Annotated in this window: 9 protein-coding genes; 4 read left to right on the top strand and 5 right to left on the bottom strand. The window is 40.1% G+C overall.

Features of this window, described 5'->3' with window-relative positions; translation table 11 throughout:
• Positions 1-116: 116 nt before the first annotated feature.
• From CSB87_RS11520 to CSB87_RS11510, 3 genes are all read left to right on the top strand, one after another.
• Positions 117-728 carry a LysE family translocator gene (locus CSB87_RS11520; protein WP_006580966.1) on the top strand — a complete coding sequence of 204 codons (612 nt, stop codon included), beginning with the start codon at positions 117-119 and terminating at the stop codon, positions 726-728.
• Positions 729-877: 149 nt separating this feature from the next.
• Positions 878-1837, top strand: coding sequence for a DnaJ C-terminal domain-containing protein (locus CSB87_RS11515; RefSeq protein ID WP_006580965.1), 960 nt, complete (start codon positions 878-880; stop codon positions 1835-1837).
• A gap of 11 nt (positions 1838-1848) precedes the next feature.
• Positions 1849-2178 (top strand): chaperone modulator CbpM, encoded by a 330-nt coding sequence (locus CSB87_RS11510; protein ID WP_000207458.1) that lies wholly within the window; start codon positions 1849-1851, stop codon positions 2176-2178.
• A gap of 230 nt (positions 2179-2408) precedes the next feature.
• On the opposite strand, the gene CSB87_RS11505 is transcribed toward CSB87_RS11510, so the two are convergent.
• From CSB87_RS11505 to rpsO, 3 genes are all read right to left on the bottom strand, one after another.
• Entirely contained in the window at positions 2409-3620 is a 1212-nt protein-coding gene (locus CSB87_RS11505) for a magnesium transporter CorA family protein (protein ID WP_006580964.1), read from the bottom strand.
• Between the two features lie 84 nt (positions 3621-3704).
• Positions 3705-5792 carry a polyribonucleotide nucleotidyltransferase gene (gene pnp, locus CSB87_RS11500; RefSeq protein ID WP_171057491.1) on the bottom strand — a complete coding sequence of 696 codons (2088 nt, stop codon included), beginning with the start codon at positions 5790-5792 and terminating at the stop codon, positions 3705-3707.
• A 257-nt stretch (positions 5793-6049) separates the two neighbouring features.
• Positions 6050-6319 carry a 30S ribosomal protein S15 gene (gene rpsO / locus CSB87_RS11495; protein WP_001229357.1) on the bottom strand — a complete coding sequence of 90 codons (270 nt, stop codon included), beginning with the start codon at positions 6317-6319 and terminating at the stop codon, positions 6050-6052.
• Between the two features lie 212 nt (positions 6320-6531).
• Between rpsO and CSB87_RS11490 the strand changes: the two genes are divergently transcribed.
• Positions 6532-7830 carry an EstA family serine hydrolase gene (locus tag CSB87_RS11490; protein WP_006580963.1) on the top strand — a complete coding sequence of 433 codons (1299 nt, stop codon included), beginning with the start codon at positions 6532-6534 and terminating at the stop codon, positions 7828-7830.
• Between the two features lie 717 nt (positions 7831-8547).
• On the opposite strand, the gene recD is transcribed toward CSB87_RS11490, so the two are convergent.
• Both recD and CSB87_RS11480 read right to left on the bottom strand, forming a co-directional pair.
• A complete protein-coding gene (recD, locus tag CSB87_RS11485) occupies positions 8548-10299 on the bottom strand; it encodes an exodeoxyribonuclease V subunit alpha (RefSeq protein ID WP_006580962.1) in 1752 nt (583 codons plus the stop codon).
• A gap of 108 nt (positions 10300-10407) precedes the next feature.
• A complete protein-coding gene (locus tag CSB87_RS11480; RefSeq protein WP_006582261.1) occupies positions 10408-14106 on the bottom strand; it encodes a UvrD-helicase domain-containing protein in 3699 nt (1232 codons plus the stop codon).
• Between the last annotated feature and the right edge of the window lies 1 nt (position 14107).

Below are 14107 nucleotides of genomic sequence, written 5' to 3'. Positions count from 1 at the left end.
CGGTCAAACCGCCTTTTTATTTATCTATAATTTTTGATGAGAATTTTCAGCATGTTATTTTAAATCAGTTAATATGAGCTTACTTTATAACCCAATAAATAAGATGCTTATATTTCATGAATTATTTTGATTATTTTCTCTTTATTTTCAGTGTCATTATTATGATTGCGACCCCTGGCCCAGTCATGATTTTGGTGGCAAGCGCCGGACTGAAAGGCGGATATAAAAAAGCACTGGAAACCATTTTTGGTACAAATCTCGCCTCACTGGTTTTAATTTTTATTTCGGTACTCGTACTTAAAGGAGTACTCGGTATTAATGAAAGCTATTTAAATATTATTCGCATTTTAGGCTGTCTCTATATTGGCTATTTAGGACTTAATATTCTCAAAGAAGTCATCCAAGCTCCGCATCCTGAGGCAATACAAACCGTTTCTGCCCAAAATGGTGGTTTTAAAAAAGGCTTTTTAGTGGGTATTTCAAACCCTAAAGATATTATTTTCTTTTCAGCTTTCTTTCCTCAATTTGTCTCTATTTCACCTAACCTAAATTTCAGTTTGACCCTTCTTACACTGACATGGATTATTTTAGATTTTTTAACCCTATCTTTGGTTTATGTATTCTTCCGTCGCCTTTCTAACAGCCACTTATATCCTAAAATACTCGGCTTATGCGGCCTATTGCTTTTATTAATTGCCCTATACGGTTTATATCAAAGTTTCATATAAAGAATGAGAGGCATAGTCCTAATCGACTTATGTCTCTTCCACCTAGTCTCCCATTTTTGTAAGAGAACAACTCTTATACAATCTAGCTCATTGAAAGCCTTAAAAATTGTTTCATAATGAAATAAACAACACCATCGTGATAAAACATTATGGCCAAAAATTATTATGAAGAATTAGGGGTTAAACGAGATGCCTCTGCTGATGAAATTAAAAAAGCATATCGCAAATTAGCTCGTAAATATCACCCCGATATCAGCAAAGAAAAAGATGCAGAAGAAAAGATGCAGGCTATTAACGTCGCCTACGACACCTTAAGTAATGCCGAAAAAAAGGCTGAATATGACCAAATGTTAGACCACCCACAAGGTTTCAACGGCTTTGGCCAAGGTGCAGCTCAAGGTGGATTTGATGGTGCACGCTTTTATCGTCAAGGCTTCTCAGGCGGCGGTGAACAAGCTGACTTTAGCGGCTTTGAAGACTTATTTGGTCGTTTTGGTGCAGGCTTTGGTGGTGGACAGCAACAATACCAAAGGCAACAACGTAGTTACCGGGGTGAAGATCAACATGCCAGCATAGAGGTCGATCTTGATATTGCCTATCATGGGTCAACACAACAGATTACCTTGCAAATTCCGACTGTGAATGTTTATGGTGAGCCTGAGGTACAGCGCAAAACCCTACAGGTGAAAATACCTAAAGGGATGAAGGAAGGCCAACAAATTCGTCTAAGCGGACAAGGACAAAGTGGCATTAATGGTGGTGCCAACGGCGATCTTTATATCGAGATTCAATATAAAGATACAAATCGTGTTCATGTAGAAGGCAGTGATGTATATTTAACTGTAGATGTAGCGCCATGGGAGGCCGCATTAGGTCAAGGTATTGAAGTAAAAACACCTGCAGGACCTTTACATGTCAATTTACCAAAAAATGCAAAACAGGGACAACAGCTACGTTTAAAAGACAAAGGGATACCAAATAAAACGCCAGGTCATCTTTATTTAATTTTAAATATTGTATTCCCACCTGTGCATTCTGAAAAAGAAAAAGAAGCCTATCAGCAATTGGCAGAAGCCTTTGCTTCATTCGAACCTCGTTCATCTCATTAGGGAGCAAGATCATGACAACCATCCATTATCGAGAAATTGTATGTGACGGCCACACCTTTAGTGCTGAAGTCGTTGATGAACAATGTACATTTGATCTGCAACAATTTGCTCAAGCCTGTGGTCAAAGCCCGGACTGGATTCTAGAGCTCATTGAGTACGATATTTTAGCGATTGATACTCCACCTGAAAAACATCAGTTTATGGGTGAAGATGTTATTCGCGCTCGTAAAGCCTATCGTTTGCAACGTGACTTTGATGCAAGTTTGGCAGCAGTTGCGGTGATGTTAGATTTGATTGATGAAGTGCAACAACTTAGAAAACAGTTGAAGCATTTCCATTAAGATTTTTTCTTCTAAATAATCTTTAAAGTAGGTATGAACTAACGTGATGGGCGGCATGGATGCCGCCTTTTGGACTGCGGTAACATGGATGTACCGTCAGTCCAATAAATGGGTTTTGTTACTTTTGCCCAGTCAAAAGTAAGGATATGCCTATACAAAAAATATCTAATTAATTCATATATTTGAGGCAGTATTAACAAATCAACTTTACTGATCTTTGAAAATTCCTATTACTTCAACCGAGTAATCTTCTCCACTTCCTTCAAAGTCTGCTTAATCGGTTCATATTCCAAAAACCAGAACAAATTCATACGCTCTTGGCGGTGCTGCTGAGCCAATAAATCAATAACGCTTTTCTCACCCCGCCCCACTAAATGCTGTCTATAGAAGTAGTACAACAATAAAACCGTACTGAGCAACATAACACCGAGCATAATCCAGAAACCCACTGGCGACTTAAGCCCCGGAATAAACTCAAAGTTCATTCCGTAAATACCAGTTAAAAGCGTAAGTGGTGCAAATACAGCGGTAATAATGGCAAGAATACGCATATTTTCATTGGTCTGGTTTGCAATCGCTGAGAAATGCAAATCTATTGCCGATTGAATCGCACTCCGTAAACGTAAAGTATGTTTTTGAATACGTTCTACATGACTCATTAAATCATTCAAACGAACTAATAAAAGATCTTGTGAACTATGCGTACGCTCACCAATCACATGATGATAATTTTCTACAATTTCATCCCGAAACTCTTGTAGGGTTTCGATTTGTTCTTCACACAAGTTTTCGACCTGCTGAAAGGCCATGTTTTCATGAAACAGTTGATGCCATTGTTTAAAACGACGATTGCCCTGTAATAGTTGTTGTTGCCAGTGCTCGACCCTTCTGGTTAAAGGCGAACGAATATCAAGATAACCATCCACCATGCTATTGAGCAGACGTAAACACAAATCTACAGGTGAATTAGGCAACTTACGGGTTTTATTTTGTTCTTCTAAGGTTTTACATAAAATATTTTCAAGACGCTGAATATAATTTTCAATCGACTTGTTGCCCTGCTCACGTACACTAATCAGAACTTTAGGGGTAAAAATAAAACTAATTGGCGTGGTAGCTAAGCCAAACACACTCTCGTGTGTTTCTCCATTTTTAATTTCATCATCAGGTGTAACAAGCTTTTTAAAAATGAGCAGGTCATATTCTTCAAGCGTATCAAAGGCACAGGGGTGCTCGATATTGGCAATATCTCGCATATGAAATTCATTAATTGCGACATCTGAAAGCTGCTGAATTTTTTGTTGCCACTCTTCATTATGGTTAACAACGTCAGATCTCACACTATCAATCCAGAAAAATTCCAGAACATGTTCAGTGTGCTTTTCTCGGCTCAAAAAAACATAGCCATCCTTTTGATGACGATAAAAATAATAAATCTGCATACCACGTCGATCTATTTGTGTGTTACTTGCATCATGCCATAAAAAAAGCCCGCATCAAGCGGACTTTTTTAGTGAGTTAAGCAATTATGCTTGCTCAATATCTTTCATAGTCAATTTGATACGACCACGGTTGTCAACATCAGCAACTTGTACTTTCACTTCCTGACCTTCTTTAAGAACATCAGTTACGTTCGCAATACGCTCATTAGAGATTTGCGAAATATGAAGAAGACCATCAGTACCTGGCATAATGTTTACGAATGCACCAAATTCTACAATACGGATAACTTTACCGTCGTAGATTTTACCTGGTTCAACTTCAGCAGTAATCGCTTGAATTTTTGCAATTGCAGCTTTAGCAGCAGCTTTAGTTTCACCAAATACGCGAACTGTACCGTTATCTTCAATATCAATAGCAGCTTTAGTTTCTTCAGTAATTTGACGGATAGTTGCACCACCTTTACCAATTACGTCACGGATTTTGTCCGGATTAATTGTAATCACTTCAAATGTTGGAGCATGCATTGAAATTTCAGGACGAGCGCGTGAAATTACTTTATTCATTTCATTAAGGATGTGCATACGACCAGCAAATGCTTGGTTTAACGCAACTTCCATAATTTCTTCAGTAATACCTTCGATCTTGATGTCCATTTGAAGTGCAGTAATACCGTTTGCAGAACCTGCTACTTTAAAGTCCATATCACCAAGGTGGTCTTCGTCACCTAAGATGTCAGAAAGTACAGCAAAACGATCGCCTTCTTTCACTAAGCCCATTGCGATACCCGCAACTGGTGCTTTAAGTGGAACACCTGCATCCATAAGAGATAATGACGCACCACATACAGAAGCCATTGAAGATGAACCGTTAGATTCAGTAATGTCAGATACAATACGAATAACGTATGGGAAGCGGTCAGCAGCAGGAAGAACAGCTTGAACACCACGACGTGCTAAACGACCATGACCAATTTCACGACGTTTAGGGCCAGATTCACGACCTGTTTCACCTACAGAGTATGCAGGGAAGTTGTAGTGCAACATGAAGTTGTCAGTTTTAGTACCAGAAAGCGTATCAACCATTAACGCATCACGAGTATTACCCAAAGTTGTTGTTACTAACGCTTGAGTTTCACCACGTGTAAATAATGCAGAACCGTGTGCACGGTCTAATACGCCAACTTGAACGTCGATCGCACGAACAGTTTTAGTATCACGACCATCAATACGCGGCTTACCTGACAAGATGTTGTCACGTACTGTACGGTATTTAAGGTCTTCAAATAATTCGTTTACTTCTTCAGCAAGACCAGTTTCGTCATTTTCAGGAACGAACTGAGCTACAGCTTCTGCATAAAGTGCATCTAATGCTGCATAACGATCTTGTTTAACCGCAATCGTATACGCTTCAGAAATTTTAGCTTCGAAAGCTGCTTTTAATTGCTCACGAAGTGTTTCATTTTTAGCTGGAGCAACCCAAGTTGATTCCACTGCACCGGCAGCAGCAGCAAATTCTTTAATTGCTTGAATCGCGATTTGCATTTCGTCATGACCGAAAAGCACAGCACCAAGCATTTGGTCTTCTGAAAGTTCTTTTGCTTCAGATTCAACCATTAATACAGCCGCTTCTGTACCAGCAACCACAAGGTCAAGGTCAGACTGAGCCATTTGTTCAAAATTCGGGTTTAAAACATATTCACCGTTAATTAAACCAACACGTGCTGCACCGATTGGGCCACGGAATGGTGTACCTGCAATTGCTAATGCAGCAGAAGTACCTAACATTGCAGCAATATCAGCTTCCATAGTTTTGTCAGAAGAAACAACTGTTGCTGTTACTTGAATTTCGTTGAAGTAACCTTCTGGGAACAATGGACGAATTGGACGGTCAATAAGACGTGAAATTAAAGTTTCAGCTTCAGAAGCACGACCTTCACGCTTACCGTAACCACCAGGGATACGACCAGCTGCATATTGTTTTTCTTGATAGTTAACTGTTAACGGGAAAAAGTCTTGACCCGCTTTTGCTTTAGATTGAGCAACAACTGCAACTAAAACAGTTACGCCGCCCATTGTAATTAAAACTGTATTTGCTTGACGTGCAACGCGACCCGTTTCTAAAACGACTTGATGTTGACCGAACTGGAATTCTTTACGAACGATGTTAAACATTGACATGTATTGTATTTTCCTAATTTTATTCTAGTGAGACCCCTAAGGTTTGGCATTCAGACTACAACTATTGGTAGATAAATGACAAAGCTTAGAAGCCATCACACTAGACCAAAAATTTTAAATAATATTAAACGCAAAGAAGGAGCGCACAAGCGCCCCTTCTATAAATCGCCTAACGGTTGATTAGGCGAAACTTTCTTTCCAGAAACAAAGCATAGCAACATGCGATAAACCGAAAACAAAGCAAAATCGAATTAACGACGTAGACCTAAAGCACCGATCAAAGCAGTGTAACGCTCGTGGTCTTTACCATTTAAGTAGTCAAGTAATTTACGACGTTGGTTAACCATACGGATCAAACCGCGACGGCTATGGTGGTCGTGTTTGTGAGCTTTAAAGTGACCTTGTAAATCATTGATTTGAGCAGTCAATAAAGCTACTTGTACTTCTGGTGAACCAGTGTCGTTTTCAGCGCGAGCAAATTTAGCAATGATCTCTGCGCGGTCTGCATTAGTTAAAGCCATTCGATTTCTCCGAGATGCTTAAAAAATAAAATGATATGAATCAGTTGAGCGCAACTGACTGCCGTGCATCACTACAGCAAGTTGCCTATTTTAAGGTATCTATATATGGATTGCAAAATTGTTTTCAGTTACCTGTCATTTTAGACACTGACATACGCATCCGAACCCTGCACACTTGACCGTCAATAAAAAGAAAGAAACGCGAGGGACGTGTGAAAATATTTTCGACCAACACCTGTCCAGTACCAGACGATATTGGATCGGTCATTCATCACAAAGATGAGGTACCTACTGAACAAGGTGGAATGAGTGAACGTCAGGTTCAAAAGATCTGGAAGAGTATTGAGTCGCTCTATAAAACCGGGAACTATCCGCTCATTACTTTTTGTTTACGTAGACAAGGGAAAATTTTATTAAATCGAAGCATTGGCTATGCTCAAGGGAACTCTCCAGAAGGTTTGCAAAATAATGCCCTCATCGCAACGCCGGATACTCCTGTTTGCTTATTTTCAGCATCCAAAATGATTACTGCTATGTTGATTCATCTTTTAGATGAAAAAGGTGAAATCAACTTACTTGACCCCGTCAGTTATTACATTCCTGAATATGGTGTAAATGGGAAGCGCCGTGCGACCATCTTTCATTTGTTAGCACATCGGGGAGGCATTCCTTATGTTGATGGAGAAGTCACTCCTGAACTGCTTTTTGATAAAGATGAAATTTTAAAGCGCCTATATGCAGCAAGACCTGTTTCTCCAGCAGGAAATCACCTCGCCTATCATGCAGTAACGGCAGGTTATATTTTAGGTGAAATTATTGAGCGAGTCACAGGGCAAGACCTTCGCCAATTTGTGCATGAGACCATCGAGAAGCCGATGGACATGCCTTATTTCAACTATGGTTTGAAGCCAGAGTATCGCTCCAAAGTTGCACTCAATTGTGCAACAGGTTTACATCCTCGCTTAGGAACAGATCATTATTTAAATCATGTACTAGGTGGCGGCTTACAACTCGCTGTAGATGTAACTAATGATAGCCGCTTTATGGATACCATCTGCCCTGCTGGCAATATTTATACCAGTGCCGAACACGCTGGACGCTTCTTTGAAATGCTTTTAAGTGGAGGAAGTTACCAAGGCAAACAAATTTTAAGTGAGAAAACAATTTTTAGAGCAACTCTACCGACCACAGGAGTTAACATTGACCGAACCTTATTAATACCTATGCGTTATGCACTAGGTCCCATGCTCGGTAGCAATCCAGTAGGTTTATTTGGTCCAATGACTGGACAAGCTTTTGGTCATCTCGGCTTTTCTAATATTTTATGTTGGGCCGACCCAGAGCGAGATATTAGCGTTTCACTGTTAACCACTGGAAAGTCCGTAGTAGGCACTCACCTTCCAGCTCTAGCCAGCTTGCTCTATCAAATTTCTAGCCAATGCCCACGAATTCCTAGAGATCAGCGTCGCTCATTGTTTGGTAGCGATTCACATGAAACAGATCTAGTCTAAATCGTAATAACTTAGCGCTAAAATAAAAAACCCAAGCATTTCTGCTTGGGTTTTTGGCGCTGTAGTTCTTGTTTATCGTGTTTATCGCTGTTCTTATTGTTATGTGTGAGATGCTTTCCACATCCTTCTTCTCGTTTTACTCACTTCCGTTGTTTTTATTTCTATTTCCTTATGTGATGTATTTTGTCATATCCAATTATGAAGAAAAGTAGTATTTTTCTTATCATCATGTAAGCGAAAACGTACAGGTCTGTCTAATATTTAGCGTTTATCTGTAACAGCTAAATAACGTACGGTTCTGTATAACATTTAACTTAACAATTCACGCGAAAAATGCCCATTTAAGAATCATATTACAAATAAATATATTAATATGCTTGAGTTAAATTATTGATAATCAGAATAAGAAATAGCACGACGCAAACAAGGGGTTATTTAATTTATTTAACGTGATAAAAACTCAAAATATAAAAAAGCCCTGTAGTCTCTCCCAAAACTACAAGGCTTAGCGGCTGTAAGTTTCCTCTTTATTCACCTACTTCATTGTAAGTTCGCAGTCTCTCGACTTAAGTTGTTATTATTGTGCGATTTTGCCCGACATTCCTTGCCAAGCTCGTTGTGCGTTTATAATCTCAAAAACAGGGTATGTTCTCTAGCAGCAAATATCTCGAATCCATGTAAGCTTTTTCTTACAAGGGTAAAAATATTAAGTTTGCCTTAACGAACTAACCGATTAACTTTTTCAACTAAACCGCTTTTTCTGGTCGTACGAACTGTAAAAGATTGCAATAAAGCCTCTGGATGAACCAACAGACTGACCACTTTTTTCGCTCGTGTAATCGCAGTGTAAATTAACTCTTGGCTTAACAAATTCTTAGCGGCCTGATCGAGAACAACAGCAGTATGTGTAAATTCAGACCCTTGCGATTTGTGAATGGTTAAAGCAAATGCACTTTGAATACTTTTAGGTAATCGGTTTGCAGCAACCCACTTATTTAAACTTGGGAAATAGACTTCAAACTGTTGCGGCTGGGTTCTATGTTCAAAACATAAACCAATGTCACCATTTGAAATACCAAGCTGGTAATCGTTATAAGTCATCATGACCGGACGGCCTACATACCATCCTCCTAAAGTCACAATACCTAGCTGTTGTTGTAACCAGCGTTCGGCATATTGATTAAGTTGCTGCAAGCCAAATGGCCCATGACGAACTGCCGTTAAAATACGGTAGTCATCGAATGACTTAACGATATTTTCAATATGCTCAAGTGATCGATCATCTTGTAAATAAGCTTTTAGGCTTTGCACATAGCCTTGAAAGCCCACCATCAATTTTTGATAGTAAGCTTCCAGCTCTGTAAATGATCCTTCAGGTAAATATTCAAGCTGAACTACATCGGGCATATCAGCTTCTAAAGGAATTGAGCGTAATTCTGAAACCTGAACAATATCAATTTCAAATTGTTGTAAAACTTGCTCATGGTTGATTTGACTAGTTTGCATTTGAATAAATCGAGCAACCTGACCAATCAAAGCACCTTCTGCAAAACGACGGCTGGTTTGAAGGTGAACACGGTTTTCAGATAAAGCCTCTATTTGCTGTAAATCTGCAAGTACTGCTCCAACATCTACAGAAGCAAGCTGGTTGGCATCACCTAATAAAATAATTCGACACGACTCAGGAACAGCTTCAAATAATAACGTTGCCAGATTTAAATCCAGCATAGAGGCTTCATCCACCACAATAACGTCATAAGGCAACGGCTGTTTTTGATTAAACCGTGGAGTTTGACTATGCCCCATACCTAATAACCGATGGATAGTTTGGGTACTTTGGTTTCTTAGCTCATCACTTATTAATCCCGACTCAAGCAGTTTGGGATCATTAAACGAGTTTTGTAAGGCTTCTTGCATACGTTGTGCAGCTTTACCCGTCGGAGCAGCCATCGCCACACGAATATGCGGAATTGCCTGACTAAGCACAGCAATAATACGAGCGAGCGTATAGGTCTTACCTGTACCCGGTCCACCTGTAATAATACTTAAGCTCTGCCGAGTCACCATTTGCAAAGCAGCTTGCTGATGAGGATCAGTTAATAAGTCTAAATGCTCTTCACATGAAACAGGTTGAATTGGTTGTTGCTTTAATCGGCGAATTTGCTCAGCTAGACGTTGCTCTAGGTTCCAATATCGGTATAATGCCAACCCCTGCCCGTCGTGGACACAAGGAGCAACTTGAGACTTTGCTTGTTCAGCAGATATCACCAGTTGGCCAAGTGTTTCTATTTGCTCTGGGCTAATCTCAATACAACTGTCACCCTGCAAGCTCGCTTCAATCAGCTGCTGCAAAAAATAAGCTGCCTCTGGAGCTTGTGTCTGTGCAGTAAACGGGGCTTGATTTAGAAAGGTACTCCAAGTCATTAACCAGCTTAAATCGCTTTGTTCAGGGCTATTTAGATTGTCCACACACTTATCCACCTAGTTTTCCACACGCTTGTCCACATGGTTATAGACAGGCTTATCCACACCCCAAGTATTTGTTAATTCTAAAATTAGATCATTTATCAGCATTTTTTATGCAATTTTATCCTCAGCAAAGTACCCTAAAATAGCATCAAGGCGTAGAACAAATTCTGTACTTGGCTGCCAATAATAATAGCCTTGCTCAGCTTCGCCATTCATACCGCGTAAGTAAAGATAAGTTGCCCCACCTAAGTGTTGTTCAATATCATAATTCTGCATTTTGACTTTTAAATAACGATGTAACGCAACCAAATACAGGCCTGCTTGTAGCCAATAGCTGGCTAAAGACATACTTTGTGCAATGCTTTCTACACTGTAATCGGCAAGGTTTTCACCTAAGTAGTTACTCTTATAGTCAGCAATGTGATAACGCTGCCCATCAAAATAAACCAAGTCTATCGAACCATTTAAATAGCGAGCAGAACGAGCCTCTAATAACTCTGGCATTTCCATACCATATTCAGCAAAAAGTTGATGAATACGTTTCATGGCTAGCACACGATCTGACAGTGCTAAATAAAAAGGACACTCTGATAAATAGTGCTCTGGCTGTAACTGATTTAAACGAAAACCTTGATATAACGGCGTACTTAGAATCTCTTGCAACCATTCGGCCACAGCGTGATAAAGCGAATATTCCGCTTCTTGTTCTTCGGGAAAGCTTTCTTGGTATTTGATTAATAAATCTTGCCACAAACTACTGTAGTCATTTTTAAAACGACGGCGTATTTCACTTACCCACTCATCTGAACATTGAAAATCAATATGTTCAAAAATTTCATGTAAGAAATTACCTGCGAGCGTCCCTCTCGGAAAATTGCTTTTGATCCAGCTAATTGGCTGTGCTGCGGGCGCCTCAACAGAAATAACCTGATCGAGTTCATCCTCGGCTAAAACAGCTTCATGGCTCTGGCTCGCAAGTAAATCTGTACCTACTTTATGTCTTAAATGCTGTGCCAGATAACTAAAACTGGTTTTGCCTCTTGAATAAAAGCGCTGATCAGGAAAATGCTGTGCCTGTATCTCAATAATATTGATGTTTTGATTTAAATGCCTTGCAGCAGGTGGTTGCTCCAAAATTATTTCATCGGTACAACAACGGTGCTGGAATGGTTCAGCTCTGTTTTTCCAAAATGCCAAACCTGAAACAGACTTGCCATCCGTATCTTGTAAGAGCGCATAAACACGATGACTTGCCCGGGTTAAAGCAACGTACCATAGACGATTTTGTTCCGCTAAAGCCCGTTCTTCATGCTGCTTCAGCTCGGTTTCGTTTAAATATGTTTTATCGGCAATCGCAACGACACGTTGTGTTAGAGTTTGAGCCGACTCTGGAACCGTTATATCTTGGGTCGAGAAGTTAAGTGTCTTGTTATTTTCCCGAAATGGCTTGTCGGCCCCGAGCAAAAAGACAATTTTAAACTCAAGACCTTTTGACTGGTGAATGGTCATGAGCTGTACGCCAGCTTCACTCGACAACCTACGTTCTAACTCCCATTCACGGTCAAGCGGTGACTGTAGTTGCTTGAGATACCAATGATAGAGATTTTGCGCACCCTGATATTTCTCGCTATGTTGGCTCAAAATTTCGGTCAAATGACGCAAGTTCACCACAACCCGCTCATTATCTTTACTCTGGACAGCAACCAGATTTTTCCAAATGCCAAATTGGTTTAAACATTGCTGCCATGCTACTAAAAAGCCCTGAGCTGACCAAAGCTCACGAATAGCATCAAAACCAGTCATAAACTGGCTTAAACCTTCGGCCGTTTGTTCGAGTTGCAATAGCTGTTTAAGGTCCATAGCAAATAAACGACTAATCAAAGCTCGTTTCACTTTGGCCTCATCGTAAGGATGGAGTATCGCTGTGAGTAAGGCCCCAACATCCTGAGCAATTGTGCAATCAAAAACGCTTCGTTTTGATGGCCGGTTAACTCGTATTCCTAAACGTTCTAATTCAAATTGAACTTTATCAAGACCATCATGATTACGCGACAAGACTGCAATATCGTCTTCATTTAAGATTTGAGTCTGGGCATCTTTTTGAAAATAAAGTTGTCCTGCATGTGACTGATTGAGTAAATCACGTATTTTCCACGCGACTTGCTGTGCTTCCGTTTCCTTGTCTTTTAGCATAAGCCAACGTAAAGGATGCGGATTAGGCTGGTTTTGATCGATTAAAACTGGATGAGGTCGAGTCCCTGCCCGAATCGGGTCATATTGAACCTGTTCACCAAAGTCAATTTGCCTTTGAAATAACGCATCAACCACTTCAACCAAGTCAGCGACTGAACGGTGGTTATGAATTAACTTATATTCACGGCCATGCTTTGCCTGAATATCTTTGTAGGCATTTAAAAAGGTGAGCATATCCCCACCACGAAAACCGTAAATTGCCTGCTTACGGTCACCCACCATAATCATGCAACCTTTTTGGTAACGTTCTGGATGACGCCAAATGCTGGCGAGCATGTCATCTTGGTCTTGGTTGGTGTCTTGAAACTCATCGACCAAAATTAAGGGGTATCGAGCTTGCACAAATACGGCGAAACGTTGCCCCTGCTCGCCCTTTAAAGCTTCTGACAAAGTGCGAATTTGCTGAGAAAAAGTCGTCTCGCCCTTGTTTTGTAAAACCTGTGGTAAACGTTTTTTAACCTCTACACACAAATAGGCTTTTAAATAAATATGAAGCTGATCGAACTGTTCAGCATAGTTTTTCAGTACACCAAATAACTGCTGAATCTGCTGAATACAAGGATGCTGATAAAATCCATCCGAAATTTCGGCAGGACATTTCTTGAAAACTTTCTGATCGGCAAGCTGGCCTAAAAACTTAAAAATGAGTTCGCGTTGTACCGCTAAAGACCCATCAAAAACTAAAATACTGTCGCTTTGCTTTAAAACCTGTAATAACTGTGGCAAACATTCACTAAATAACTTATTAAATGCTCCATTACGAAATATTGTGCCGCTTACATGTTTATAGTGTTCGCCATCAAGCAAGTAATACGGTTCTAGAAGACTGATATCAATTTCTGCTGCCAACTGTTTGAGCTGAGCAAGCTGTTCAAACTGAATGGTAGGCTTTTCGGGAAGTTTAAAATGAGCCGAACTAAAATTCAGTGAGTCTTCGACCAGTTTGACAAAACTGTCGACACTTTTTAACTCACCTGCCAGATACAATGCATCAATTACAGTTTGAGGCTGAGACTGTATCCATTCACGTAAAACATCATGAATCAGTTGTCGGCTATAGGTTTTGGCATCATCGGTAATTTGAGCACGTTCAATTTTGCCACTTTCAAAGGCAAACTCACGTAATAGTTTTTGGCTAAAGCTATCGAGTGTTCCGACAAATAGCTCATCTAGCTGATCAATAACAAGCTTTAAGCGCTCACAGGCATAGGCAATACGTGTCGCAAAATGCTTTAGAACATGTTGCAGTAATAAGTCAGATTCTTGCTCGGCCTGTAAAAGGATCTCTTTTTCAGTCAAGCTCCGCTTGGCATCTAAGTAACGGTAGGTTTCGACCAAACGCGCACGAATTCGGCTTTTTAACTCGGCAGCGGCAGCACGGGTGAATGTTGTTGCAATGACTTGGCCCGGTAAATATTTCTCAAGAAAAATACGGACCATTAAACTCGACAGTGTATAGGTTTTCCCGGTACCCGCCGAAGCCTCAATTAAATGCAGTCCACTAAATTCAATATCAATAATAGGTTGATAAGACACCTGTACTCTTGAGTTCATG

Origin of the sequence: Acinetobacter sp. AR_0276 (assembly GCF_003000705.1) — a bacterium.
GTDB classification, from domain to species: Bacteria; Pseudomonadota; Gammaproteobacteria; order Pseudomonadales; family Moraxellaceae; genus Acinetobacter; species Acinetobacter nosocomialis.
This window is presented reverse-complemented; position numbering and strand designations above follow the sequence as displayed.

What these genes read in the sequence shown, in the direction of transcription:
- CSB87_RS11520 (WP_006580966.1), top strand. Translation starts at nt 117, where the DNA reads ATGAATTATTTTGATTATTTTCTCTTTATTTTCAGTGTCATTATTATG.
- CSB87_RS11505 (WP_006580964.1), bottom strand. Translation starts at nt 3,620, where the DNA reads ATGCAGATTTATTATTTTTATCGTCATCAAAAGGATGGCTATGTTTTT.
- CSB87_RS11480 (WP_006582261.1), bottom strand. Translation starts at nt 14,106, where the DNA reads ATGAACTCAAGAGTACAGGTGTCTTATCAACCTATTATTGATATTGAA.
- CSB87_RS11510 (WP_000207458.1), top strand. Translation starts at nt 1,849, where the DNA reads ATGACAACCATCCATTATCGAGAAATTGTATGTGACGGCCACACCTTT.
- pnp (WP_171057491.1), bottom strand. Translation starts at nt 5,792, where the DNA reads ATGTTTAACATCGTTCGTAAAGAATTCCAGTTCGGTCAACATCAAGTC.
- rpsO (WP_001229357.1), bottom strand. Translation starts at nt 6,319, where the DNA reads ATGGCTTTAACTAATGCAGACCGCGCAGAGATCATTGCTAAATTTGCT.
- CSB87_RS11515 (WP_006580965.1), top strand. Translation starts at nt 878, where the DNA reads ATGGCCAAAAATTATTATGAAGAATTAGGGGTTAAACGAGATGCCTCT.